The organism is Candidatus Nitrosocosmicus oleophilus (assembly GCF_000802205.1).
Taxonomy (GTDB): domain Archaea; phylum Thermoproteota; class Nitrososphaeria; order Nitrososphaerales; family Nitrososphaeraceae; genus Nitrosocosmicus; species Nitrosocosmicus oleophilus.
The window spans coordinates 2635816-2661520 of the sequence record NZ_CP012850.1 but is presented as its reverse complement, the minus strand read 5'-3'; the positions used below and the strand labels follow the sequence as shown (position 1 = coordinate 2661520).

The window sequence follows — 25705 nt, the reverse complement described above, 5'->3', positions numbered from 1 at the left end:
GATATTGGCTTAGCATTTTGCAGTTTAAATATTTTTGACAATACATGGAGAATATGAAATATTAGATCAGGTATTAATAAATACTGAACTCAAATTGTTTTTTCGAGATGGTATGAATCTAATTAACAAATTCTAAGTTGATACTTCCTAATTATAGATTATAGAGTTTGTTTTACTCTAAGAAAACCTCGTAAACAAATATCCATCCGAACACCCTATAAGCATAAAAATTTACCAAATCCAAATCTCTACTTCTAAGTAAAAGTCATAAACCTCGAGTCCTTTAAATACAGATTAGTTTTAAAACCAACATCGGATAATTAATAATATAAGAAGAATATTTGCTGAAATAGAAATTGATTATATTAAATCGGAATTTCGAAAATAGCCACTTCTAGTTCATTTTCCACCTCCGATATGCAAGTGTCTTCTAGGTGATGTTCAGGTAGGTTTTGATTTTGGTATCAAGTATTTTTGTGTAGGTGGAATGAATAATCTTAAATCTACAAATTAGATAAATATTTGATAAATAACAGGGGGTGCTCTAACTAAAGAAGATTTAAAGAATACTGATCCTTGCAAATCCCGTGTATTAGTATATAAGGAATAGCGGACGCAGTTGATCATCAAAGCAGTTATACGGCGAATACAGGTAATCCTCAATCTAGATATATTAAGGTTGGGCCAAATAAGAAATGGGGTTGGGGGATCCATCTGCCTTTCTTTCTGAAAGTAAATTCAATGTAGAATATCCATTTCGTGTGCATAATTAACACAATCATTTTAGTTAATCCACTTATTTTTGTAGGGTTCATTTCTTAAATAAATAACAGATTCCGATTTAAGGGAATAAAAAAAGAAAATAGAGGTGGATGTTTTTATAATTTAGATAGATAAAACCGTTAGTCAAGTTTTTGGACCATTTCTTTTTCACCTTTCATTCATTCTATTCTACGATTAACACGTTTACTGAGGATTCTTTTGTTAGTAATAATTATCTGGCATACACTCATTTTTTAAAATTGAAATATGCAAAATTAATTACTCTTCTGTTTAAACATATTACGAAATCGAGTTACAAATGTAAATAACAATCTTTTTTTAGTGAACTATTAGGACTGGGCAGTTAGCCAACTCAGATACTTTCCTGGTAACGCTTCCCAGAGCCCCTATCTTTGAAAATCCTTTTAGGCGTTTGCCAGGACCCATGACAATCATATCTATCTTGTTTCTTTCTGCAAACTTTAAGATTTCTTCTGAAGCAACTCCCCATACACAATGACTTCGAACGTTTGGTATTTTCTCCTCCTTCTCCAATTTATCGATTATAGTTTTAGCTCTTTGTCTCCATCCTTTTTCTATGGCTTTCCCTATTGTTACTCTAGCTACTTCAATTGCAGGTTTGTCATTTCCTAAAACTAGTGTTCGGGGCATTCCAATATCATCAATGACATGTAGCAAGATTAGGAGGACATTCATTTGTTTTGCAAGTTCTGATGCCTTCTCTATTGCTTTGTCAGAAGATTCGGTTCCATCATCAGTCACCAATATGCTAGATATCATGTTATACGTAATTTAGTCGGATTTAATAACAATATTTGTTTAAATGTACAAATATTAAAATGGTGAATATTACCTCCAAGGCTGATCTTTAATGAGTACTATTTATATGTGAATGATGGATCCACTTTCGTTAAAAGATTAATACCAAATGATCGTTTGGCCCTCTATGGACCAATTTTAGTCTTTTATTGTTCCACATGTATTGTTCTGAACATGTTCTCCAACAAGAGTCTCAAATCGTTGGGAGTTTAGTTGAACTTTCTTGATAATGGAATTCTAGAAAATTCTATATCAATAGAAAGAGAAACTGCTCAAAATTTGATATTGCTTTTATAACTAAGATATACATTTATGAATTGTTCTTTAAGGGAATCAGGATCTGAATACCGAAGATTGGGGTATCTAAATATTCAAGAATTCAGTACGGAGGAAGCCGATTAGAAATATCAACTTTCTACTCAAAATTTAAAGGAATATCCATCCAGATGGGGAGCATTATCAAATATCAATATCCTTATGAACATACTGTGATAAGTATTTCATAATATGTTAGGTAAGGTGGATGACGTTTCTATCCTCGATAGTATTGGTGATGATTCTGTAGTAGCTATATCTGGTTTTAATATGGCAACCACTCCCGAATACTTGATAAACGAGCTTTTTAAAACGTATCAAAGAACAGGTCACCCAAAGAATATTTTCATAATTTCTGATGCACTACCAGCAGTCCCAGGGAGATCCTTAGATCAGGTTGCTCAAATATTGTTTCATGATGCCGATCAAGAATTTTTAGTGGGTATGTTAATGCCATTTTTAGGGTTTTCCCCATGGTTACAAAAAATGGTTATAGACAACAGAATAGAGTGTTATGGTTGGCCGATAGGAATCACTGCTTACTGGTTTAGAGAAATAGCATCTGGAAGGCCGGGTCTATTAACTAAAATAGGCTTGAATACATTTTTAGATCCAAGAAATGATGATGCTGCTCTCAACGAATTGGGGAGAAACAAAAAAACATGTAATATTGAACTATTAAGTATTGACAGCGAGGACTATCTTTTATATAGAGCGCCAAAACCAAGTTATGCACTAATAAGAACTTCTATTGCAGATGAAATGGGTAATTTGTCAACACAAGAGGAGGGAATCAGAGGAACCGTACTTAGTATTGCACAGGCTACCAAAGCAAGACCAAAACAGGGAAAAGTAATCTCACAAGTGCGCTGGATAACAAAGACTGGGGCCATAAATCCAAGACATGTTGATGTACCTTTTCCACTTGTTGATCACATTGTAATTTCTCCAATGGAATACCACTGGCAAACAGGATCAATTGCATACGACCCAAGATTATCTAGTCAAATTGTTTCTCCCATGTATAATAATTTGGATCGTGGTATTCTTCTAGATAAATCAAAAGAATATGAAATGGTGATTGCTAGGAGGGTGACTCTTGAGTTCCTCGAACTCTTTACACAGAAACAGGCCCCTGTATTAGTGAATTTAGGAATTGGAATTCCTGCGTTAATTTCATCAGTTGCTGCCGAAGAAAACATTATAAATATTATAATAACAGTTATTGAATCGGGACCGTGGGGAGGAGTGGCATTGTCAGGAAATGACTTTGGATTAGCGATGGGGGCGTTTGCACTCTCCACAATGCCAGACATGTTTTCTAACTTTGAGGGTGGAATCATCGATGCAGCATCTCTGGGCTTTTTACAAATTGATAGATTCGGAAATGTAAATCCCTCAATACTACCTAATAGATTATTTGGCACAGGTGGATTCCCAGTTATTGCAGGTGGAGTATCTAAAATTTACTTTGCAGGATCATTTAGGGGAGGAAATAATATTATAGATGTAAAAGAGAACGGAATCAAAATACTCGAGGATGGACCAATCGCAAAGTTTGTTAAAGATGTTTATAAAATTTCCTTCAGTTCGTATCAAGCATCTAAATATGGACAGGAGATTATGTATGTTACAGAAAGAGCCGTATTCAAGTTAAATGGAACCGAATTGGTTTTGGTAGAAACCGCACCAGGTATTGATATTGACAAAGATATTTTAGAGAAAATGGAATTTAAGCCCCAGATGGCTACAGAAATAAAGGAAATGGATAAAAGAATTTTCAGCAAATCAGCGATGAACTTAAAAAGAGATATAGAAATCTTGTAAAAATATGTGGGTGATTCTTAAAAGCCAAAGGAATTATTTCTATGTCAGGGTACAATTAGAACTGGACATGTAGAAATTTCAGCAATATTTCTAGTAACGCTACCAAGTGCCTTATTTTTTAAGACCCCTCCTAGGCCAACACTTCCTAGGACAATAAGATCTACCTTTTGGTCCTTTACAAATTTGATGATACTGTATGCAACATAACGACTGGAATGACTTCCTTTGAGAATCTTCGTACTTGTGCGTACTCCGGATTTCTCGTATTTTATTTTGAGCTCCTCAAGATTCTTAACCCATTCTGATTCTATAATTCTATTAACTTGGTTAGTATACTGATCCAATGAAATACTTTTACCATCCTTAGATGGTTTGATTGGAGTTAAAATTCCAGGTGAAGAATGTATAGTTGGTAACACATTTAAAATTATTAATTCGTGATTATTTTTAGCGCTTTTCTTAGGTCTATTTTCACTTATACCAATTCCGTTCAATAGGTTTATCGAATAATCTAGTGCCCTTAGTGAATGTTCAGAACCGTCAACCAATGCTAATAATCTCATATATTATGAAATAAGATGCATGTTTATATTGTTGTTCTTGAGTGTTTCTTACAATGCCACCTATCCAAATAATATCGAATTTAGGATTTCTTGACCCCATATCGAAATTAATATGCCATAATTGGGTTATCTTTAACTCTTTAGTACAATCTTTTTATCAAAAAGCTTTGTGAAAAGACTTAATTTGAATTTTAGGGACACTATCCAAATCGTATTATATAACCTAGAGAAGATATATTCATAATCTTGAAGTGGACGATAGAAGATTTTGTTTATGGTGCAACAGATGGAGCTGTTACCACATTTGCAATAGTTGCAGGTGTAGTGGGCGCATCATTAGCACCTGCCATTGTTATAATTTTAGGATTTGCAAACCTTTTTGCAGATGGGTTTTCAATGGCTATGGGTAATTATTTATCCACAAGATCAAGAATTGAGTACATCGAGAAAGAGCGAAATAGACAGAATAAAGAAGTTCAAGAGTTTCCTGAATTCAAGATATCTGAAATTAAAAATATTTATGCAGAAAAGGGCTTTAAAGATGAATTATTAGAAAACTTGATCAAGATTATAGTTTCTAATAGAAAGATTTGGGTCGATGTTCTAATGAAAGAGAAAATGGGGATATCGAATGTAGACGATGAGAATCCAATATTCAAAGCAGTTACAACATTTGTTGCTTTCAATGTGGTTGGCATTATCCCACTCCTTCCTTTTATCTTTCTATTTATCATAAACAATCCTGCAGGTTTTACCACTAATGATATTTTTATTTATTCGATTGTTTTTACACTATTAGCTTTTTTTTGCATAGGCTATATAACGGGAAGAGTTGTTAACAAATCCTCAATAAGGTCGGGCCTTATCACATTAATAATAGGAGGCGTTGCAGCACTAGTTTCCTATATGGTAGGAACCTTCTTAAGCTTTTATATATAATTTTATACAATGATAAGGCCTATTTCAGTAATAGTTTTTTTTGTCTAATTTTCAACTACAATCAATAACTGCTAGCTCGTTAAAGAAAAGTGATCCGAGTATCGACTTGCAGATTTGGAGGTACATAATTCATTGTCATCGTTAATGTATTATTAATACAGGATGTTTTGATATTTCTACTAAATTTCTTGAAACACTGCCAATGGCCTTTATTTTTGAAATACCTCCTCATCCAACTTCCCTACTATGACATGATCTACTTGTCTTTCTATTGAAAATTTTACAGTTCTTCCAGCAATGGCCCTCCTAGAATTACTTCCTTCCAACAAGTTTGTTCTTATAGAAATATCTGATTTGGGATATCGAGCTCTCTTCTCCGATAACTTATTTAGCCACTATTTCTCCATTATCCATTTATTTCTTCGATGAAATGAGACAAAGAAACATTTTGACCCATCTCAATAGACTACATGGATTTTTTTCAAACCCTAAAGGCAGATGAAATTGAGGAAGTATGGTTATCAGTATTCGTTAGATTTATTTCTTGAATCGCCGGTATTGGGATTCATAAGTTTGAGTAGATAAATTGCATATCCCAAAGCCTTTATGGATGGAGTAGAACCATCAATAGGAACTATGATTTTCATAAAGTCAAATTATTTACAGTATGGTATATCTTTGTTGATAGATATTAACATTTAGGTTAAATCCCCCAATTAGGTTCATCAACAACAATTCCGTATCATAAATATTTGAATATCATGGAATTAACACACCTCTTCCAATTATTTGACCCTCTTTCAACAATTTGATAGCTTCATTAACATCATCCAGTCTAAACTTGGTTATATGGTTCTTAATTCTACCTTCATTTAATAATTCTATTACTTCTCTTAGTTCATTATAATTGCCCCATAAGGATCCAAATATTTTATATTCATTTAGTACAGTCATTGCTATTGGGATCTTGGCAGCCGTTCCAAACAGACCTACTATTACTACACAGCCTCCTTTTGCGAGTATACTTATAGAGTCGTAAAACGTTTTGTCTGTTCCTACGCAATCAATGATGACGTCTAGCATCTTACCTCCTGTCTGGGCCCTAATTCTATCAACCAGATTATCAATAGAACGCAGATTGACCAAATGATCCGCGCCGCATTTGCTTGCTAATTCTAATTTGCTTTCAGATCTATCCATCGCAAATACTTTAGAACCGCCTCCCAAGATTTTTGCATATTGTACGGCATATGAGCCTAAACCACCTATTCCAAGTATTCCGATATTTCTACCTGGTCCAAGTATGCTCTTTATCTTCTTAATTGCTCTATAAGGCGTCAAACCTGCATCAGTTAATGGTGCCAAATTCTCAGGTACAACTTCCGAACTCCGTACATTCACCAAAAATCTGTATGAGGGGACTAGCAGGTATTCAGAAAATCCTCCATCAAAAGACGATAACCCGGGCCATTTAGCAAAAGCACAAAGTTGCTCATCTCCTGACTTACATTGTATGCACCAACCACAACCCCAGCCGCCAAAAACTGCTACCAAGTCACCTGGTTTCATGATATTTTCCGGTACCGATGTACCAACTTCTTCTATCCATCCTGCTATTTCGTGCCCTGGTGTCTTTGGTAGATTTAATGGGATAATATTTCTCCATTCGCCGCTAATAAGATGAAGGTCGCTATGGCATAATCCTGAAGCTCCAACCTTTACTAGGACTTCTTCATCACGACTTATGACAGGTTTGTAAATATTATCCAATTCCAATGGTTTGTTATACTCGTGAATTCTTGCTGACCTAATATATCCGTCCATTCATATCACTTATCTTTATACTAGAAAAATTTTTTTGATCAATTAAATTAGTATAATGCAAAGTGGCTTAGTGATAACCCTGACATTAACCTAGTTTTTAAATAATAATAAAATACAACCAAATCAGAAAGAAGGTATTTTTATATAAACGTATTATATCAAGACTATATGAGTATTGATTCCATTGGGATCACAAATTTAATGAACAAAAATATCATAGTCGCTGAACAGAATGTAAATTTAATTGGAGTATCGAGAATAATGTCTAATAATAATATTGGCTGCGTGGTAATTGTAGACAACCTTAATACCCGAAAACCCATTGGAATTATTACCGAAAGAGACGTCATTAGGACAATTGGTATGTTACAGCCACATCAGATGGTAGTCCCTGTAAGAGAACATATGAGCCATCCTTTAATCACACTTTCATCAAAAGCTACTATTGCAGATGCTATGAAATTGATGTATGAGAGAAAAATAAGAAGAGTTATCATTTTAGAGAATGATAAATTGGCAGGAATTTTGACAGATAAAGATATCTTTAGATATTTAGTTGAAAACAAAGATTTGCTCTCTACGGTTATAGCAAGTAACCTTCCAATTCCAGAAAATCAATTGAAACAGGATATTTCACATTTTTGGTTTATTAATACTTTCATTGAATAAATGGTGTTTATACAACCTGGAGGTTGTCCATTAAGGAACTATTAATACAGGACTAGTAGATATTTCTGCTATGTTCCTTGTTACACTTCCAAGAGACTTATTTTTGGAAATGCCTCCCGTTCCTACACTTCCTACAACAATTAAATCAATTCCTTTATCTTCAGCAAATTTAACAATGGTATAGGCAATAAACCGGCTCGAATGACTACCAGTGATTATTTTTGTACTTATGGCTAGACCTATTTTATTATACTTTGATTTGAGAGAAGAGAGTTTTTTGATCCACTCAGTCTGCATTACCGAATAAATATCTTTTAAATATTTATCTAATAGTTTCTTCCTTCCTTGACCCATGGACTCAAAATTTTTTATAACTTCTTTTGACAAAATGAATGGTTGTAATACGGTCAAAATTATCATTTCATGTTTAGGGAGTAATTCACTTTTTCCTGGGCCGGAATCCTCTGGAACTGATCCAAGAAGATTCGAGACATATTCTAAAGCTCTTAGTGAATGGTTAGATCCATCTACTAGCGTTAAAATCTTCATTAAGATCAAATAAATTATAGATGCTTATATGTTTGCTTTTTTATTATTTCACTGTCAGTTATAACTTGGATGATTTGTATGGACTTATTTAATGTGCATTTTTGATCTTATTTTACATTTAAATGTATTTTAATGGTAATATAATATAGTAAAGATGTTTTCTTTTGACAAACGATTCTCAAATTCTCATCAGACATAATTGTAAAATTAATTTTCTTTGAACCTGTAGCAAAACATAAGTCCGACAATATAAACATAAATCAAATCAAAGAGCTGTTGGATCTTCATACATCATTCTTGAAAAACTGATCCACATACATTCGAGTTTCATGATTTTTTCGATCCGATTATGAAATGGAGCAATTGTACTCATTTCGTTCAACACTATTACCTAGCCTTTGAGTACCTTACCTTACCTCACATTAACTCATCCGATAAAGGTAAGGTCTTTTTTTACAGTTGTTTTGTTAATACTGCTTTAATCTGTAAAATATTTAATACCGTTTTAAGGTCTCTTCTCTGTATTTCTTCCGCATTCCCCAACCGCGAAATGACCTTGTTCTCAATTTATAGTGACAACATGGACAATAAGTTTCGTCCCATTTGATAAAGATTTCACAAACACTACATCTTTTCTGGCCTTCGTGATATCTGGATGGGACATCATGATTTCTTTTTGCTTTGAACCTCATGCATATTCCATTACAGCTCATACCAATTACAACAAGAAAAGAATTCATTAATCGAGATAAATATGTACTCAATTAATTAATTGATTTATTAACTGAGTCCTACCTGATGTCATAATTTTTCCAATATTTGTTCAATATCGATCATTGGGATAGATAAATGCTATTCCTGATATGAAGGAAGATGACGATTTCTGGTTCAATTTTTTGATGATATGTATCAGTGCGAAAACCTTACCATATTTATAAATCTTCAATTTGATTTCAGATATTGGAAAAAGAATTTCTTCAATTATATTTATTATCGTATTCATTTCTAACCTTGTCCCGATCTTGATGCCGCAAGAATTAAATTCATACTTGATTCTAATTTGATAATAGATAAAAGGTAACAGTAAATTATAGCAAGTCAATCCGAAAAATAGGGAATAAGAATTGATAACAATAGTGAAATCCTGCGGTTCTAATTAATTCCCTGTATCCATCTTTGTGTCTAATATCGATCTCATCCATTTTATGACTGGAATTGGATCAGAAGTTAGTTACATTATTAATTCCCTTTTTGTCAGCATAACTAACAATATTTAGATAACTTGGATTAAACTACAAGAGGGACTAGCAAGAGGTGATGTAGTTATTCTAACAATAATTTTAAATGCAATGCTATCTAAAAATCATTCGGTATTATTTGTTTACTGATAAAGAGATCGAGTATATTAAATCACAAAGGCTCGCAAGAATTGCCACATCCTGTTCGTATTCCCCATCGGATCTTGCTAGTTGTCAACCAGACGTTGTTCCCGTAGGTTTTGATTTTGACGGTGAATATTTTTATGTTGGAGGAATTAATATTTTAAAATCTACCAAATACAAAAACGTTTTAAAAAATAATAAAGTTGCTCTAGTGATAGATGATTTAAAGAATACCTATCCTTGGGAACCCCGTGGTATCAGAATTTATGGGATGACAGACACCATTGATCGTCAAGGGGGTTACATGTCTAATACAAACCATCCTCAATCTACATATATAAGAATAAAACCTACTAAAAAATGGGGCTGGGGAATCGATGAACCCGTCTTTGTTGAAGGCAAATTTAATGTGAAAAAATCTAAACAGTTCCAAAAAAATAAAATGATGAGGCCATAATTTTTACTCCTTTTAACAATCTGGATCCCGATAATCCTAAACGTTTAGCGATCCAAGAATAACAGATTCTTTATAGTATAGCGACAAAGTTTGAGTCTTGGTGGTACTCGATAAAAAAGAATATGAATAAAAACCAGATCTTTTGATAAGCATCCTCTAAGACTAAATGGGGTAGTCTCATCTTTTACTACTGATACATATAAGTAACACGGAAACACCTTATTTAGAATTCATAATCTGTAGATAATGTATTTGCGATCTTGATTTCATCAAAACACCGATCAAGGATTCAGAAATAAGTGTATTCACCTTGGCCAGATTTCTTCTCATGCCATGGACTAACCTGCTACCGCGAGTGCCATGGTTCTATTGTTCGCACCGCGTTATACAAAAACGTATTTAAGTTATACTGCTACTGTCAATTCTAATAGAAATGTTTGCTAGTCAAATTCCAAATAGGAAAATCCTTTCTTTTTCTTTGTTTTCTCTAGTGCTTACTATCTTGATATTTAATATTTTTTTTTGGAATAACTCCTTTGCTCAATTAGGACTCTCACCATTGCCGGCAACGCAAAAAGTGTTACCCTCATATATAATCGATATACCCGCTGGTGCTGTGTCTTCTGAAGGGGCTCTCCATTACGTCCCACCAAAGATTTCTATACCTATAGATACAACAGTCGCATGGTTCAATGATGATCCGGGCCAAGTGCATACAGTAACAAGTGGAGTACCTAACGCTACCAACTCAGGACAAGTGTTTAACTCGGGATTTATGCCGTTTGGTGCCTTTTATCAGATGACCTTTAATACCAATGGAGATTATACCTATCACTGTACATTTCATCCATACATGACTGGATCCATCCATGTGGGTGGGGCCGCTGAAATGGGACATCACTTTACATTGACATCCGGAGCAGATCTTTTGCCCGTCTATAGGAATGGTAATTGGACTATAGTGGATTGGACAATAAACCAGACACAAAACGAAAGAACATTATTTAACTTTAGGCCTCTAAGTGTTGCAGTTGACCGCTCTACTCCGTTAGTCTATAATATTAAAGTAGACAACGACAACAATAATCAAACAATATTCAACGAAAATTTTCAAGTTATAGGCGAAAATAATCTTCATGTCGAGTTTATCTCTAACAGTAATATGAATAAAACAAACATATATGGTCCTGATGTATCGGATCCGAACACGGGTGCTTACCATGTTGAACGAAATTTTGAGGATAGCAACTATACAATCAGAGCCCAAATAGTTTCAATTGGGAATGATATGGTCGAGGATAACATAACAGACGAATTCGGATTGAAACTTGTTTCTTGAAATGTATTCTATCCAATTTTTTCAATTATTTGTTATTAGAACAGCTCAAATTTTTAATTTGAAAATAGCAATCTCAGCACAACACATCTATATGCTTTTTGTTTTGAATATTTTTGACATCTATTAAACAACCAAAATCGCGGTAAGTAAATTAGATGAAACCTGTTATCAGTTATATACGGAAAAACGAAAAAGATAACATTTAATATTTTTTAATACAAATGTGATCATGGGCGCCGTTTTCGGACCAAAGAAATTAGCAAGTAGACCTAGAAAGAAGATTTCTCGCGATTCGATAAAAGATATACTTCCGGACATTTCAGCAAACTCAGAGGAAAAATAAATTATAAAGTTGGTTCATGATTATTATCAAATTCCAGTATCTTTTATTTTTTTAAGAGCACAAGAAATTATTTTTTAATTCGAACTGAACTAAAAATATATTCCATATTATAATCAGCAGGCGTTGATTTGATGAAAAATCTGATGTGGATCGGCGGATTTTGAGCGATTAGACTAATGATTACTTGCGACACTATTTAACGTTTGATCATCGGTTCATATTGATTATTCAGATAGGTAGTCGTACATAAAAGCATACTAAGTTATGGTATTATTGAAAAAAATATTGCTCATAAGACAAGATAGAAACAGAAGTATTAAATGTTAACGAAAATCCGATAAACTATTCCAAAGCCCATATTTAGGAATTGATAATGTATTAAAGCACAAGGGAATAGTTGTTAATATATGCAAATTAAGATCTAAACATATGCAGAGACATCAACAAATAGATTCATACTTTTTAAAATACTATTTCTCTCGCATCTTATTAAAAGATTGACTTGTTATTATATCAGATTTAATATAATATTATATTAAATGTCATTACAGGTAGCAGAAATTTACCAGATTCCAATCAAATTACACTATTCACTTGTTTTGGTATTTTTTTTAATTACATGGACTCTTGCATATGGCTTTATGCCTCATTACTCACCGGGTTTAAATCCAATGCAATATTGGATAATGAGTATAATAGGAACCGTCATTTTGTTTCTGTCTGTCTTAATTCACGAGTTATCGCACTCTATAGTAGCGAGTAGGTATGGAATTAAAGTAAAACAAATAGTCCTATTTATTTTTGGAGGAGTGTCAGATATTGAGGAAGAACCCAAAGATTTTAATAAAGAGTTTAAAATGGCAATTGCAGGTCCTGCCGTAAGCCTTGTTTTGTCAGCTCTTTTTGCAATATTTTGGTGGATTACCACCGCCATAATAATGTCGTCGTTTGATGAATCTTTTAAAACGATACTAATCATTATAAATGGAATCCTTTTTTATGCTTCCTTTCTAAATCTAATTCTAGGGATTTTCAACCTGATTCCAGCTTTTCCGATGGATGGGGGAAGGATCTTAAGATCAGTCCTTTTTAGCAGGAATAAGAATTATGACAAATCTACAAGAATTGCTGTAAGAATTGGTGTCATTATGTCATATGTATTTTTTGGACTGGGAATATTGACAATACTGTCTGGATCTTTTGTTAGTGGAATTTGGATTATATTGATCGGGTGGTTTTTGCAGAACGGAGCGGAAACCTATTTGTATCAGTATGACATCATGAAGATTTTATCCAAGATAAGATTGCACGAGTTAATGAAAACTAATGTTATTTCCGTTTCCGATGGTTTAACAATTAATGAGATAATTAAAAACTACTTCAATATCTATATGAAAAGTTCTTTTCCAGTAACTAAATTAAACTATGAGGTAGTTGGTATAGTAACCCTCAAAAGATGTTCAAATGTTCCAGAACATGAAAGAGATACTATCAATGTAAAAGATATAATGTTCCCAAAGAATAAAATAAAGTTGTTAAAAGTCAACGATACTGCTGAAAAGGCATTATCAATAATGATTAAAGAAAATCAGGACAAGATTCTAGTTTGCGACGACAGGGATATATTGGAAGGGGTTGTCAGTAAAACAGATATAATCGAAGCAATGGATGAGCAAAAATCCTTTTTTCAACAGTCGCAATAAATTAATCTGAATCCCAGAACACTTTCTTGTTGCTTGTTTCGACGGATCATGATTAAACCTATTTCTTTTTGAAATAGCAGTATCATATCATTATATGTCTATTATTAGAGCCATATTACTTGCCGTAAAATGCAAAATAGTAATCTAGCAAGGTTTATGAATTATCAATAAATCCTAACAAAATTTGTTATAACCTGACATATCAATATACTAAGAATTGGAGTACTTCGATAGGGATCGACAGACGAAACTAGGATTCTTAGAAAATCCTAAGTTTTCCTTGCATGCTCAGTCGGATTGTTAAGAACAAAAATAAAAATAAATCTTGTATTTGTTAATACTATCAATGATGTACAATCAAAAACAGATGGAGTAGGTTCACTTCGATTAGAGCATATGATCTCGCAATTTGAGGTACATCCTGCTAAATTGATGAGAGAAAATCGATTAGATGAATATCTTCAAATGCTAATTGACGGGATAAAACCAATAGCTAGTATTTTTTATCCAATACCGGTTTGGGTCAGACATTTGATGCAAGAACAGACTAATTTAGGAATCTCATCGGAGGTGAAGATGACCCATAGAATCAAATCCAATGCTTGGATGGCATGGAATTCGCAGAAGCCTAGATGAACCTGCTTTAATAAGAACTGAATTAACGGCAACGACTGCATGATGAAGGGCTCACTTATCTGTATGTGATGCTTCCGTTTGTCATATCAGTAGAAAAGATATCAAGTCTAAACAAATTTGCAGACAAGATTTTTCAAAACTTGACGAAAAAATTGGTATAATGGTTGAAACTCCATCTGCAGTTATGATAATTGAAGACATATACAACGAGGTAATATCATTTGTTAGCTTCGGCACCAATGATCTTACTCACTTAGTCTTAGGCATCAATAGAAATAACGAGAGATGAGCCAAATTATCATCGGTATATCATCCTGCTGTTTTGCAATGCATAAAAATGGTAATCGATGTCTGTAATCGTTTTGAAGTGGAAACATCTATTTGTGGAGAAAGTGGCAGTCAATCTGAAATGGCTCAAATACTAGTTAGATATGGTATCAAGAGTATTTCATGCAATCGAGATGCAATTGAAACTATATCAACAACGGTCTTTGAAGAAGAACAAAGACTGGATAAAACTAAAGAAAAAGTGGGATAGAAAACTCTATTTTATTAGCAAAGAAAAATGTTTTATTCCACTTTTACTTCCTTACCTTTCGGTTTTGATTGTTGCTTCTTATTGAAGACAATTTCTAGTATTCCATTATTGTATTTAGAAGATACAGTTTCGATATCCGCGTCTGGAGGTAAATCAATAACCTCATGATACTTTCTTTGTGGATCGTCTGTACTTATTTCAACTGAGGAGTCATAAGCATTTACTTTTATATTTTCCTTGTTTACACACGGCATTTCTACTACTACTTTTATCTCTTTATCATTCGTACTTATATCAACAAGAGGTTCTCTTTCAGAACTCAGGATAGGAGATGTTCCTGATGCCGAAGGTCTTACATTTCCAAACTCTTTTACTTGGGGTTTGCCATCAGCACCTATTGTCATCGAATACCCAGACACAATGGGGCCTACCTCTCTCACTTTTGCTCCGTCCGGAGTAGTATATTCTCTTACAAGTTCTTTAGGCGCTTTAGTTTCTATATCTTTAAGCTCCTCCTGGAACATTTTTTCCATCTCGTTTCTCATATCGTCGTAGTCTCTTAGTATGTCATCAAAATAACTGTGTTTTAGCCATTTTATTCTCTATCTTTTCCAAAAAACCTTTTCATCCATTCGTCATGGTAAGAATCCCAGATGCTCATTTTATTAGATGACGTGATCTTCTATATAACAATGACTATTTTCATGTGCTTCAAAAAGGTGCAATGGATAAAATCGAAGAGTCATAGATTAATATTTGATATTTTTCTATTGTTTTGAATCTAATAAATTACAATAAATTCTCTATTTTTGATTTCTAGCCCTGAGGTTCAGAATTTAATATCGATTTGTTTGCTGATTGCTAGTAATTGGAAAATTAATTAATTATCACACTAGACGACCAAAAATACTTAATTAACTTGTTTTTCTAATTACTTATAACAAGTATTAGGGTATCATCTAATCTTTACTCGTTTGTAGGCTATACCAAATGAAGCCGGCATATACCTCTCCTGCCTGTAAAATTTGATTCTCCAGCCCGTACCAATTATATCATTTCAATTGTTTCGTATTTTGTATTCAGTATTCACACTAAACATTTCCTATCCTTCTATCCAGTATCGATTTGCTATAAATTTTTAAATGTTGACGTGCAATATTATTCCATATTAACTCTGGTTTAAACTCTTCAACTTTTTGAACATATTCCGAGTAACCTGCTTCCAATCTCTTAAGGGCACCCTCAAACTCACCTGGTTTTCTTTTTACTGTAATACCAAGGCCCTTTTTTTCAAACTCTTTAAAAAAACCCAAATCAGTTGCTATAAAAGGAAGACCATGGGCTAGAGCATCAAAAAGAACTCCTGAACCAGATGTCACGGTATACGGTAGAATGATAACATCAGAACTATAAAGCAAAGTGGAGAGATCCATGTCTGTTAAAAAACCTTGATTTAAATTGATGATTTTCTGGTCTCCGTTATTAGCATACCCTTTGATTTTGTGATCTAAATATTCAATTGTTGTGACTGTCGAATGATTTTTTGTTCCATAAAGGTTTTTTGATTGGTTAATCACTATAATCCAGTCATGGGGAATATTTAGGCATCCTAACAAGTCCCATCCCTTGGTGTCTGTTGCGAATCCAAAGAGTAATCCTATTTTCTTATCTACTGGTAAATTAAACTTTTTTCTAGCCAATTTCCTTTCTAGAGGCACAGGTAAAGTAGGTTCTGCACCATGGTAAACAACAAACAAGTTGTTCTTTTTTGAGATCGACTTAGTCATGACTATTCCAGTTGATATCAGATGACCTAAATAATCTGAAAATACAATATTGGAACTACTTTTTTCCATCTTGATTTTGTTGGATTTCTTAAACTCATAATAGGTTGACAGGGATACCATGAATTCATTGATTTTCTTGAAAGGATTAATTGAATTCGTATTTGCATAATTTTCTTGATTGTATAATAATTTTGATAGTTTTAACCACTGTCTAAAGGGGTATGCAGAGTGAAACGTGGTTATTATAGGAATGGGACATTTTTCATAGAAATATTCTATATTAGTAATAGAGTTGCCTGACTTATTTCTAAATCTTTGTTTCAACCCATATAAACCGTGCTCTAATTGGACGTGCACAACATCCGGATTCAATTTGTCAATAACGTTTAGTATTACCTGTGAATTATTTTGATTTGAAGGATCAAGGCCAAAATAATCACCATGACCTTTCTCATTACATAAAACATAAACTTCCACTCCCATTTTTTTTAAGCTATTGACTAAGTTACTTGTATATCGTCCCACACCACCAGGAATTGGAGGATATTCAGTAGAAATCATCAGCACATTAGGATCCAATTCAGCGCTCACAACCTTCTATTACATCTAAATATTGGATATACTGGTTAATAATTTCATCTTTGTACACAAATAAAATAAAACTTCAGTCTGCCTTCTGAATTTAATTGTTGTGGATTTGACTAAAATGAATTCCATTTATTACAATAGACAGTAAGGTGTACAAAGTGTTTTTTTGATAGAGATAGATACGGTCACAGGTGTATTTTAGAAATTCATGTTTTTAGCGCATTAAAACCACGGGACAGGATGCTACCTCTGAAATCCATCTAGAAATACTTCCTACCCCTCTTCTGTTATGCCTTTTCTTGAATGATCCACTGCAACCCATTACTATCAAGTGTATGTTTGGGTTCTTAGAAACTTCAAGGATTTCATCATCGGGGTGCCCCACTCGGATAATGTATTTGACAAATAACTCTTTTTCTTTAATTTTGCCTACTACTTCTGTCATGCATTTCTCTGCGCCTTCTTTAATTAGATTTACGAGATATTTTTTGGTTTTCTCAAGGTCAGTGATGTTTGAAATAAACTTTTCCATTCTTGATGGACAAAATCTAGTATCGTCTATAATATACAACAAAAGAATCTCATAACCCATCCTCGATGCTATTTCGATGGCCTTGTCTAACGCCTTTATAGAAAGTTCAGTGGCGTCATAGGGAACCAAGATGCTAGGCTTACCTGTAGCCATACTTTTAATATATCAAATTTTGTATTTATAGTTGTATATTTTTTTAATTAATCGATTAATATTGAATGTTCTAAAATATTTAGAGTATGAGATAAAAAATATTCTGTTACTACAAACAGGTTATGTAAAGTTAAGTTCCAGTGTTTTTGACATGATAATAGGGATGCACCTTAATCTATTATTTGACAATCTCTGATTTGCACTTTTCTTTTCGGCAAGAAAAAATCATCGAAAATCTTTGACTTGTTCTAGCATAGTTCTTCTATGATACCTTTCCCCAGAAAAAAAGAATAACATTTATTGATTTATTTTGAGAAACTCGCAGGCTTGAGGGTACCATGTTCCAGCAACCGTGGAAATCGGATGGTTTGCACGAATCCTTTCTAAGTATGAGGTGAACATTTATGGTATTAGCCTGTTTACTTCTTTTAATATAGTTAGTGCGAGAATTCGACTGTTTTCTGACTCTGTGTATATATATCCATACTTAATTCAAACCAACTTTGCTCAAAATTTCGACTACCTAATTGATTCTTTTTTATTCTATTCACTATATTAGGTTTATATTTTTTAAATCCATTAGTAAAATGGAACTGTGGTTCCGCTTGAATATGCATGCTAGTCTATTGGACTCTTCTTAAAGGTAATCCTGAAAAGGACAAATGTAATCCATAGTCAACATATCTGATAATGTTTTATTTCTGGATATTAAAAAAATAGATGGAGCACTAAGCTAAAAGGTTTGTTAAAGTAAGCAGAGCCCGAAAATGGAATGAGCCAAACAATTATATTAAAAAAAAGTTTAAACAAACAACCTGAAAATTACAAAAAATTTATTGTATTAAGTGAATAGTTTCTATAACGATAGCAGAAAAGAGTGGTCAAAATTGGTTCTTAATAAAGTGATAGTCTTTCGTAGCTTTTTTAATGTTACTATTGGCCTGCCTTCTATGCTTTTATCAAACACATCTCTAATGCATGGTCAACTGTTTTGAAAGATGTATTCTAAGAGATCGTTAAGCTCGACTGTAGCAAGACAACAGAACTTATCAGCGCCTCCGTAATAAATGAATAATTCTCCTTCAATATTACACAACCCGGTTGGAAATACTACATTATTCACATCACCATATTTTTCATATTCTGTAGTAGGTGTCAAAATCGGCTTATTGCATCTGCAAATTATTTTACCTGGATCATTTAAATCCAAAAGTGCAGCGCCAGCACTATAAACCCTATCTATACTCACACCATGGTATATCACTAACCAACCCTTTTTGGTCTTTATAGGAGGTGGTCCAGCGCCTATCTTTAAATTTTCCCATTTAAACTCTGGTTTCATAAGTAAAGTGTGGTGTTCTAGTTTAGTCAAAGTTGATAATTCACCAAGCCAAATACTAGGCCTATCAATGCCATATGCTTTGCCAATCCAAGAACTCGGTCTATGTAAACAGAAGTATGATTTACCATCTTTGTTTAAATTTGAAGAAAGTCTCTCGGGAAAAAGAACCACATCTTTGTTATCCATTTCTTCGCTTGTAATTATACCCAATCTTTCAAAATTCAAGTAATCCTTGGATACCGCTGCTAATGCAGTTGATACTCCTGGCCCTGCTTTGGGATGTTCTGATAATACAACATATGTGATATAAGTTTGGCCTTCAATTTGAGATAATCGCGGATCCTCTATACCAAATTGTTCATATTCTAAAATCGGATCGAAAGCTATTTCATTGCGTCTATTAAAGGTGTAGCCATCACTACTTGAAGCATATCCTATTCTTGATATATAATTCTCATATTCACCGATGGCTCTATACAACAAATGAATCCTATTTCCGTTATATAGAGCGGCACAGTTAAATACAGCTCGACTCTCCCACCAATTATTAATATTGGGAAGAAGTATGGGATTATTTGGATATCTTTTTAGGATTACGCCATCGTCCATAATGACATTATTGTGATGTCAGATATTATGTGTTTTGAGATAATGCTGTGCTAAGACTAAGGAGATTAATGAGAGAGAATACACCATTTAAAGTGATAGATGTCTAATTATATTAAGTTACGTTTCCTGATTATAGAAAGTATTATGGCATAGGCTCTAGAGCACATAAATGAACTGTTACTATCCTTGAATTCAGAATATTGAATCTCATTGCAAGGTGTTATCATAATAGAGGTAGGGGTTGAATTACAATTTTCCAAAATATACTTTAGATGATTTACGCCTTCTATTTCTCTATTTTAGATCCTGACCCGTCTGTTTGAAAAGTTTGATAATCTCGTTTATTTTTTTTATATCTGCGCCATACATTCTTTTAATGTATTCTAGTCCTGACAGATGTTCCTCTTCTGTAAATGCTTCTACACCATCTTCTGCTACTATTATCTTCAAGCCTCTTGTAAATGCGTCATATGATGAATGCCTGTCACAGATATTTGTATGCAATCCTGTAATTATCACCGTGTCAACACCTTTGCCTCCATATAATCCATTTAAAGCTCTATCAAGGCCGGTTCCGTCAAATGCACTATAAGTTCTTTTTGGAATAACATAATCTATATCCGTAGGGTTAAGTTCATCAATTATCTTCTGACCTTCTGTTCCTTTCATAGCATGAGGTCCCCACAGGTCAAGTTCATAGTTATCTATTGGTAGGTGTTCGTCTATACAATAGAATATTGGAATGTCATTTTTTCTGGCCTCTGTTAATAATGTTTGTATGTTGTGAATAATTTTTGATGCTCTTTCACACTTCAGTTTACCCTTGACAAAATCATTCTGCATATCTATTACTAAAATTGCATGACGTGACAACTTAATCTACTTGATATATATGTTATTAGATATTTTACCCTTTATATTTTCGCAAATACCGGGTAATCATTCTCAAACCTGTATTCCTCCTTTTTTATAAAACAAACAGGATAACACTTTATCCCTTTTGGCTATTTCTAAAAACTTATGGCCATCTATCTCTCATTTTGAGGTACAATTTGTAAGCCTGTTTGTTCTATAGCTGTTTAACGTTTGATGATCTTTTACTCCTAAATAAAAGGTTTAGGACATCATATCGCATTATCTTAAGCAATTGATTAGCCTATATATTTTAGGAATGCCTGGAACGATTATAGACAGATGAAATGTGAGTAACGATATTTGTTACTATGCAGTTAAAACTAGTGTTTGGATCTATGTCATGGAGAGCTAATTACAATCGACTTGGTACGTATTCTCTTTTATTCTCCTCTCGGAAAGGTATCTGGAAGATCCTTATCCTCCACCTGCTTAATATGTAATGGATATAGAGCATTAGTGTTATCAATAAATAATAACGCATCATATCTCAAAGATAATATAGTTGGAACATAATTTCCATATCTTTCATATTGAGGATTATAAACTACTCCTATGGCCCTTTGCCCTCGATTTTCATACTTTTCATCATAAATAGGATTATCATTTGTCTTTTTTAAGAGCCCGTTAATATAAGAATTTCTATCAAAAACGATTGTTCTATCTCTTTTTTTAATACTCAATTCCTCATTAAGATTATGTAAAATCTAATCCCAACTTCCTTCCCTTGCTTGAGGAACATTCATTATTTCCATTCTTGCTCCCCATTCTCTGGCTGCAATAACTGTGCCTTCATAGGTACTAAACCCGATTAAAACAGTATTTTGTATTCCCTTCTTTTCTCTGACAAGTTGTCCAATATTTATCATCCCTGAAGGCGACATGTCAGTAAACCTTGCATCTCCAATATGGGTATTATGAGCCCAAACTATAGCTTTGGGTTTCTTTTTACTGCTTCCGTTAGCATGATAAGCTACTAATCTTTTTAAAGTATCCATCATATGAGTGTCTCTTAAATTCCAGGAATTTACATCTCCTCTAATCATTGTTCTATAATAATTTTCGGCATCTTTTACAGTTATTGCATTTTGTTCCGCATTAAAGTATTCTTCCTTATTTGCTTGGTTCTTAGAGTGTAAAGTATGCTTGTTTCTTAATGCTACTAACATATCAATAACTTCCTTTTCACAGTTCTTAGGAACAAATGCTGTTGCTCGAGCATACGCTTCAACTTCTTTGTTATAAGGTTCAAAGCAATTATACGCTTTTATGGCATCTTGTAATAGTAAAGGGTCGACTCTTTTAAGGTACTGAATTATTTCTTCCATCGATTCCCATAAACTGTAAAGGTCCAATCCGTAGAACCCAGCCTTCTGATCCTCATCGTGGATGATCCCTTTATTATACGCCTTTAACCATTCGACTAACTCTACCATTTCTGTATTTGCCCACATCCACGTGGGCCATCTATTAAATGAATGGAGCAGGTCTTTTGCAGTTTTATAAATGTCTGAAATACCCTTTACATACTTGTTTACTTTATAACAGTCAGGCCAATCCCCTTCCACTGCAATAAATGAAAATCCTTTTTCTTTAATCAATCGTTTGGATATTTCACTACGCCATTGGTAAAATTCCGAAGTACCATGAGATGCTTCCCCCAATAAAACGTATTCAGAATCACCAATTCTACCCAATAAGAAATCTATATCTTTTGGTTTCTCCAAAGAATCATAACCAAATTGTATGCTCATCCATTATCCCTAATATTGTATTGGGAACTAACAAACTTATAAGGAAAACAAAGAGAACAAGAAAAAACCAATTAAGATATTTGATTTTACCTCTTTCGCTAAGTGAGAACTATTATGATACTATTTTAAGACTCGAGTAATTGTTATAAGTATTATCTAAATCAAACAATATCTTGTTTCCCGTATGTTCGCATTAAGATATGTTTAAACGTAATAGCGAAGTATTACTAGTCAATATTACTCCATGTTCTGTGCATGTTTTTTAATTCAACGTCAATTTTTCTTAAGTCACTCGAGAATAAATTAATAGGTTTGATTATCTTTTCATCGTTATTACAAGTAGTCAATCCTGTAATCCTTTTTTCTGAAGGTGAAGATGAATGGAGATATATATAAAATATCATAGTCTTCCATTTTTCAGGAGGGGAGGGACAAAAATGATGACAACTGTCGCCGATATCGTATTCCTCACCCATATTTATCAAGATGACGCTCTTTTAAATATACTTTTTAGTAAAAGTTATTCTGTGCGCTAAACAATGATTTGCATTTTGTTCTTTGACAATAAAAATTAATATTATCAAAAGATTTTCAAATCTAAATCATCAAGTGAATTACGCCTATAGATATTCAAAATGACTGATATTTTACAAAGGGTATAAAATTTAGCAAATCAACCTTGCTATTCAATTTATTGACAAATGCATCTTCTTTAAGAGTTCTTCTTTAGATCCCTCACTACACATAGTAAAATCATACGTCAAAAAGATACTTTCTCATAATCTCTTTTACCTCTTCGTCATCTACCTGATCAAATCTTTGATAGAATTGACCAACAGCTGAAAATTCTTCTGGAGTATACAAGATAATCATTTTATCTGCAATTCTGCTCAGAACATTAACAGTATCAGATGTAGCGGGTGCTACCGGAACTGCTATAATTAATTTCTTATAAGGATAGTTTTTTCTTAGCCACTGAGCTGATGCAATAATGGTCGCTCCCGTTGCTATTCCATCGTCTACTAAGATCACAATTTTGTCATTTAATTTTCCAGCATAAGAAGTGGTCCCTCTAAATTCAATTAGTCGTCGGGTAATTTCCTTCTTTTGAAACTCAATTTCCTGTTCTATATATTTTTGAGAAATTGGGGCAATTTTTATGATTCGTTCGTTTATAAATACCGTTCCATCCGGCATTACAGCTCCTATTGCCAATTCTTTGTTTAATTCGTGCCTAATTTTTCTTGAAACTATTATATCGAGGTCGCAATCAAAATAGGATGCAATTACATTTGCAAGAATGATACCTCCTCGTGGTATTGCCAAAACTACAAGTTCCTTATATGAAAAAGCAATATTTTTATGCTCATATTTTAGATAACTTTCTATTTTACTGGCGAGCATCTGTGCAGCATCTATTCGATCTCTAAACAGCGTATTCATAACTTTATTATGCGGATACAAATAATAAAGTTGCACTTTCAAACTAATAGACAAAGGTAATATTCAAAAAATTAGTTATTTGAACTTTTCACCAAGTCTTGCCATCCTTGCTTCATAGCCTTTGTTATATTCTAATTCCTCTGGAACAAGTGTCGCTGGATGTACAAAACCTTGAACTCTCATCATCTGTGCCCTTTCAGAGGCTAACATCCTCTGATAGTCCCAATCCACCGTTCCAAAGCCGTCATGGGGGCCTACTAATTTTCCATTATGCATACTAAATACAAGACAAGAAACAATAGGTATAGCGTAATTGATACTGGCCGCTGAATTTAACTTTACAGGCATTAAAGGCATGTGATGACTTCCCCTCGTATTCCCTGCGACTATATGAGGATTATTAAAAGCACTACCGACTTCCTCGGTTGCTGGAAAATTCTTTTGTGTTCTTACAATAGCAATCGGATCGTCTTTCCCAACATACGTTCCTGCAATATTATGCAATCGATCGGTAGAACAAGATACTATTTGTTCTCCATTGTGAGATAAGACTGAATCGACTACATATCTGCCGGGGTACATAAGAGCTGCTTCAACCTCTGCTTTATCATTCCATAGCTTTAGATCTGCAATCTTTCCTGTTATCACATCCATGATTTTCATATGCACTCCTTTTGCTAGTTCTTCATTGATTATTAGCCCAGTATTGCTTCTTGCGTCGACAAACATTCTCCAAAGAGGAAAGTTAAAAGCACCGGGTTCAGTTTTATCTGCTGCAAAAATACAAAAGACTTCACTTGGTCTTTCTTCTAATTCTATTTCTGCTACTCCAGGTCCCATTCCCTTAACATTCCCTGAAAAAGCGTCCTTGAGAAGATCCTGTCCTGCTCCATATAGCCCTTGTTCTTTTGCAACCTTTGTTCCTTCAGTAAATGAATCCCAAGCAATTTTATGTATATCTTTGCTACTTATTCCATGTCTATGAGTCATAAGAATGTGGATATCATCTCCCGTATATCCAATGTAATGATCTATTAACAGATTTTTTGATTCGGACTTTACAAGATCTTTTACCTTTTGAATTAGCGCCTCGCTGGGACATGTATGTCCTCCTATAGATCCCACATCTGCCTTGATCGCAGAAATTGTTATCTTTGCCATAAACAAGTAATAAAGCAGATAATGGTATTTTTATTTGTCGATCTCATAAATAGGCCAAATTGTTATTTTCAAGGTAAAATTAATTGGACATAAGATTTACTTGAATAAGGTGTGAGGGAAATTTATTGTTTATTTCTTTAGGATTCTACTTATCTTTATCATATTCTATGAAATTTTATATATAATAATGGCGATATCTGTTACCGATGGTTTTTTAATCGAAAATTTTTACAGATCTAATTGGTTCCCGCGTTGTCGATATTCTATTAATATAGAAAAATTAGAGTTGTGTGCTAAAAGATATTGAACGATAAAACTAACTAATTCTAAAATTAGGAATCTAATAAATCCATAATAATTTTATCTATTGAAGTGAACAATCAGGATGTGAAAGCCGTGGATTGAATGTCGGTAGATAATGAAGTTGCTAAAGAAAATACTACCGTCTTAGAATTTTGAACAAGAATTGTATTAAATTCAATTAATGCGATACCAGTCATAAATAACAAGCGGAAGATAATAAGTATGGTTACTATTAACATTGTACTTTATGCAATTAAAGAAATTAAGAATCTTGATATATTAAAGACAGTGGATATGACGGCAAGAAATCCCGCAGCCATAAATCAACAAATTGACTTGTGAACCATTCAAGATAATCACCAAGAAGGTTTTTGAAATAATTCCAGTAATCGACGAAAAAATAATGATTAGACTATTGGACTAGTAGATAGAAAG

At 33.5% G+C, this 25705-nt stretch carries 20 protein-coding genes and 2 pseudogenes; 8 read left to right on the top strand and 14 right to left on the bottom strand.

The genetic code is table 11. The features are described 5' to 3' along the window. Positions 1 to 1101 precede the first annotated feature (1101 nt). Positions 1102 to 1563 (bottom strand): universal stress protein, encoded by a 462-nt coding sequence (locus NMY3_RS12775; RefSeq protein ID WP_196816231.1) that lies wholly within the window; start codon positions 1561 to 1563, stop codon positions 1102 to 1104. Positions 1564 to 2121: 558 nt separating this feature from the next. Between NMY3_RS12775 and NMY3_RS12770 the strand changes: the two genes are divergently transcribed. After that, entirely contained in the window at positions 2122 to 3744 is a 1623-nt protein-coding gene (locus NMY3_RS12770; RefSeq protein WP_196816230.1) for an acyl CoA:acetate/3-ketoacid CoA transferase, read from the top strand. A gap of 44 nt (positions 3745 to 3788) precedes the next feature. Here the strand turns inward: NMY3_RS12770 and NMY3_RS12765 are convergent, their stop codons facing one another. After that, positions 3789 to 4307: a universal stress protein gene (locus NMY3_RS12765; RefSeq protein ID WP_320410455.1), complete on the bottom strand. Its 519-nt coding sequence runs from the start codon at positions 4305 to 4307 to the stop codon at positions 3789 to 3791. 246 nt (positions 4308 to 4553) lie between these two features. Between NMY3_RS12765 and NMY3_RS12760 the strand changes: the two genes are divergently transcribed. Then, positions 4554 to 5246 (top strand): VIT1/CCC1 transporter family protein, encoded by a 693-nt coding sequence (locus NMY3_RS12760; RefSeq protein ID WP_196816228.1) that lies wholly within the window; start codon positions 4554 to 4556, stop codon positions 5244 to 5246. A gap of 521 nt (positions 5247 to 5767) precedes the next feature. Here NMY3_RS12760 and NMY3_RS16735 read toward each other — a convergent pair. Then, entirely contained in the window at positions 5768 to 5893 is a 126-nt protein-coding gene (locus NMY3_RS16735) for a universal stress protein (RefSeq protein ID WP_231100061.1), read from the bottom strand. Between the two features lie 112 nt (positions 5894 to 6005). Beyond that, positions 6006 to 7070: an NAD(P)-dependent alcohol dehydrogenase gene (locus NMY3_RS12755; protein WP_196816227.1), complete on the bottom strand. Its 1065-nt coding sequence runs from the start codon at positions 7068 to 7070 to the stop codon at positions 6006 to 6008. A 201-nt stretch (positions 7071 to 7271) separates the two neighbouring features. On the opposite strand from NMY3_RS12755, the gene NMY3_RS12750 reads away from it, so the two are divergent. Next, the gene (locus NMY3_RS12750) at positions 7272 to 7739 is read left to right on the top strand and encodes a CBS domain-containing protein (protein ID WP_196816207.1); all 468 of its coding nucleotides are present in this window, start codon (positions 7272 to 7274) and stop codon (positions 7737 to 7739) included. A 30-nt stretch (positions 7740 to 7769) separates the two neighbouring features. On the opposite strand, the gene NMY3_RS12745 is transcribed toward NMY3_RS12750, so the two are convergent. Continuing rightward, complete coding sequence (locus NMY3_RS12745) at positions 7770 to 8288, bottom strand: universal stress protein (protein WP_196816226.1); 519 nt, start codon at positions 8286 to 8288, stop codon at positions 7770 to 7772. Between the two features lie 1377 nt (positions 8289 to 9665). On the opposite strand from NMY3_RS12745, the gene NMY3_RS12740 reads away from it, so the two are divergent. From NMY3_RS12740 to NMY3_RS16730, 5 genes and pseudogenes are all read left to right on the top strand, one after another. After that, a complete protein-coding gene (locus NMY3_RS12740) occupies positions 9666 to 10127 on the top strand; it encodes a PPOX class F420-dependent oxidoreductase (protein WP_196816225.1) in 462 nt (153 codons plus the stop codon). A 433-nt stretch (positions 10128 to 10560) separates the two neighbouring features. Next, a complete protein-coding gene (locus NMY3_RS12735) occupies positions 10561 to 11466 on the top strand; it encodes a cupredoxin domain-containing protein (RefSeq protein ID WP_231100060.1) in 906 nt (301 codons plus the stop codon). A gap of 882 nt (positions 11467 to 12348) precedes the next feature. After that, positions 12349 to 13512 carry a site-2 protease family protein gene (locus NMY3_RS12730; protein WP_196816223.1) on the top strand — a complete coding sequence of 388 codons (1164 nt, stop codon included), beginning with the start codon at positions 12349 to 12351 and terminating at the stop codon, positions 13510 to 13512. A 297-nt stretch (positions 13513 to 13809) separates the two neighbouring features. Further along, positions 13810 to 14148: a hypothetical protein gene (locus NMY3_RS12725; RefSeq protein ID WP_196816222.1), complete on the top strand. Its 339-nt coding sequence runs from the start codon at positions 13810 to 13812 to the stop codon at positions 14146 to 14148. Beyond that, positions 14111 to 14686: pseudogene (locus NMY3_RS16730) on the top strand (putative PEP-binding protein). Before NMY3_RS12725 ends, NMY3_RS16730 begins: the two are co-directional and overlap by 38 nt. A 32-nt stretch (positions 14687 to 14718) precedes the next feature. On the opposite strand, the gene hsp20 reads toward NMY3_RS16730, so the two are convergent. From hsp20 to fbp, 9 genes and pseudogenes are all read right to left on the bottom strand, one after another. Beyond that, complete coding sequence (gene hsp20 / locus NMY3_RS12705) at positions 14719 to 15252, bottom strand: archaeal heat shock protein Hsp20 (RefSeq protein ID WP_320410467.1); 534 nt, start codon at positions 15250 to 15252, stop codon at positions 14719 to 14721. 525 nt (positions 15253 to 15777) lie between these two features. Next, complete coding sequence (locus tag NMY3_RS12700; protein WP_196816218.1) at positions 15778 to 17064, bottom strand: glycosyltransferase; 1287 nt, start codon at positions 17062 to 17064, stop codon at positions 15778 to 15780. 211 nt (positions 17065 to 17275) lie between these two features. Beyond that, positions 17276 to 17746 (bottom strand): universal stress protein, encoded by a 471-nt coding sequence (locus NMY3_RS12695; RefSeq protein WP_196816217.1) that lies wholly within the window; start codon positions 17744 to 17746, stop codon positions 17276 to 17278. A gap of 982 nt (positions 17747 to 18728) precedes the next feature. Next, on the bottom strand, positions 18729 to 19697 hold the full coding sequence (locus NMY3_RS12690; RefSeq protein ID WP_196816216.1) for a glycoside hydrolase family 130 protein: 969 nt from the start codon (positions 19695 to 19697) through the stop codon (positions 18729 to 18731). Between the two features lie 294 nt (positions 19698 to 19991). Next, a complete protein-coding gene (locus tag NMY3_RS12685) occupies positions 19992 to 20570 on the bottom strand; it encodes a cysteine hydrolase family protein (RefSeq protein WP_196816215.1) in 579 nt (192 codons plus the stop codon). Positions 20571 to 20992: 422 nt separating this feature from the next. Further along, a pseudogene (locus NMY3_RS12675) lies at positions 20993 to 22363 on the bottom strand (erythromycin esterase family protein). Between the two features lie 227 nt (positions 22364 to 22590). After that, entirely contained in the window at positions 22591 to 22839 is a 249-nt protein-coding gene (locus NMY3_RS12670) for a hypothetical protein (protein WP_196816212.1), read from the bottom strand. A 277-nt stretch (positions 22840 to 23116) separates the two neighbouring features. Then, entirely contained in the window at positions 23117 to 23806 is a 690-nt protein-coding gene (locus NMY3_RS12665; protein WP_196816211.1) for a phosphoribosyltransferase, read from the bottom strand. A 75-nt stretch (positions 23807 to 23881) separates the two neighbouring features. Beyond that, positions 23882 to 24967 (bottom strand): fructose-1,6-bisphosphate aldolase/phosphatase, encoded by a 1086-nt coding sequence (gene fbp / locus NMY3_RS12660; RefSeq protein WP_196816210.1) that lies wholly within the window; start codon positions 24965 to 24967, stop codon positions 23882 to 23884. Positions 24968 to 25705 lie beyond the last annotated feature (738 nt).

Excerpts from the sequence above, each read along its gene's own strand:
- NMY3_RS12695 (WP_196816217.1), bottom strand. The coding sequence starts at position 17,746 with ATGGCTACAGGTAAGCCTAGCATCTTGGTTCCCTATGACGCCACTGAA.
- NMY3_RS12750 (WP_196816207.1), top strand. The coding sequence starts at position 7,272 with ATGAACAAAAATATCATAGTCGCTGAACAGAATGTAAATTTAATTGGA.
- NMY3_RS12755 (WP_196816227.1), bottom strand. The coding sequence starts at position 7,070 with ATGGACGGATATATTAGGTCAGCAAGAATTCACGAGTATAACAAACCA.
- NMY3_RS12735 (WP_231100060.1), top strand. The coding sequence starts at position 10,561 with ATGTTTGCTAGTCAAATTCCAAATAGGAAAATCCTTTCTTTTTCTTTG.
- NMY3_RS16735 (WP_231100061.1), bottom strand. The coding sequence starts at position 5,893 with ATGAAAATCATAGTTCCTATTGATGGTTCTACTCCATCCATAAAGGCT.
- NMY3_RS12665 (WP_196816211.1), bottom strand. The coding sequence starts at position 23,806 with ATGAATACGCTGTTTAGAGATCGAATAGATGCTGCACAGATGCTCGCC.
- fbp (WP_196816210.1), bottom strand. The coding sequence starts at position 24,967 with ATGGCAAAGATAACAATTTCTGCGATCAAGGCAGATGTGGGATCTATA.
- NMY3_RS12765 (WP_320410455.1), bottom strand. The coding sequence starts at position 4,307 with ATGAGATTATTAGCATTGGTTGACGGTTCTGAACATTCACTAAGGGCA.
- NMY3_RS12670 (WP_196816212.1), bottom strand. The coding sequence starts at position 22,839 with ATGGGTGAGGAATACGATATCGGCGACAGTTGTCATCATTTTTGTCCC.
- NMY3_RS12745 (WP_196816226.1), bottom strand. The coding sequence starts at position 8,288 with ATGAAGATTTTAACGCTAGTAGATGGATCTAACCATTCACTAAGAGCT.
- NMY3_RS12775 (WP_196816231.1), bottom strand. The coding sequence starts at position 1,563 with ATGATATCTAGCATATTGGTGACTGATGATGGAACCGAATCTTCTGAC.
- NMY3_RS12730 (WP_196816223.1), top strand. The coding sequence starts at position 12,349 with ATGTCATTACAGGTAGCAGAAATTTACCAGATTCCAATCAAATTACAC.
- NMY3_RS12690 (WP_196816216.1), bottom strand. The coding sequence starts at position 19,697 with ATGGACGATGGCGTAATCCTAAAAAGATATCCAAATAATCCCATACTT.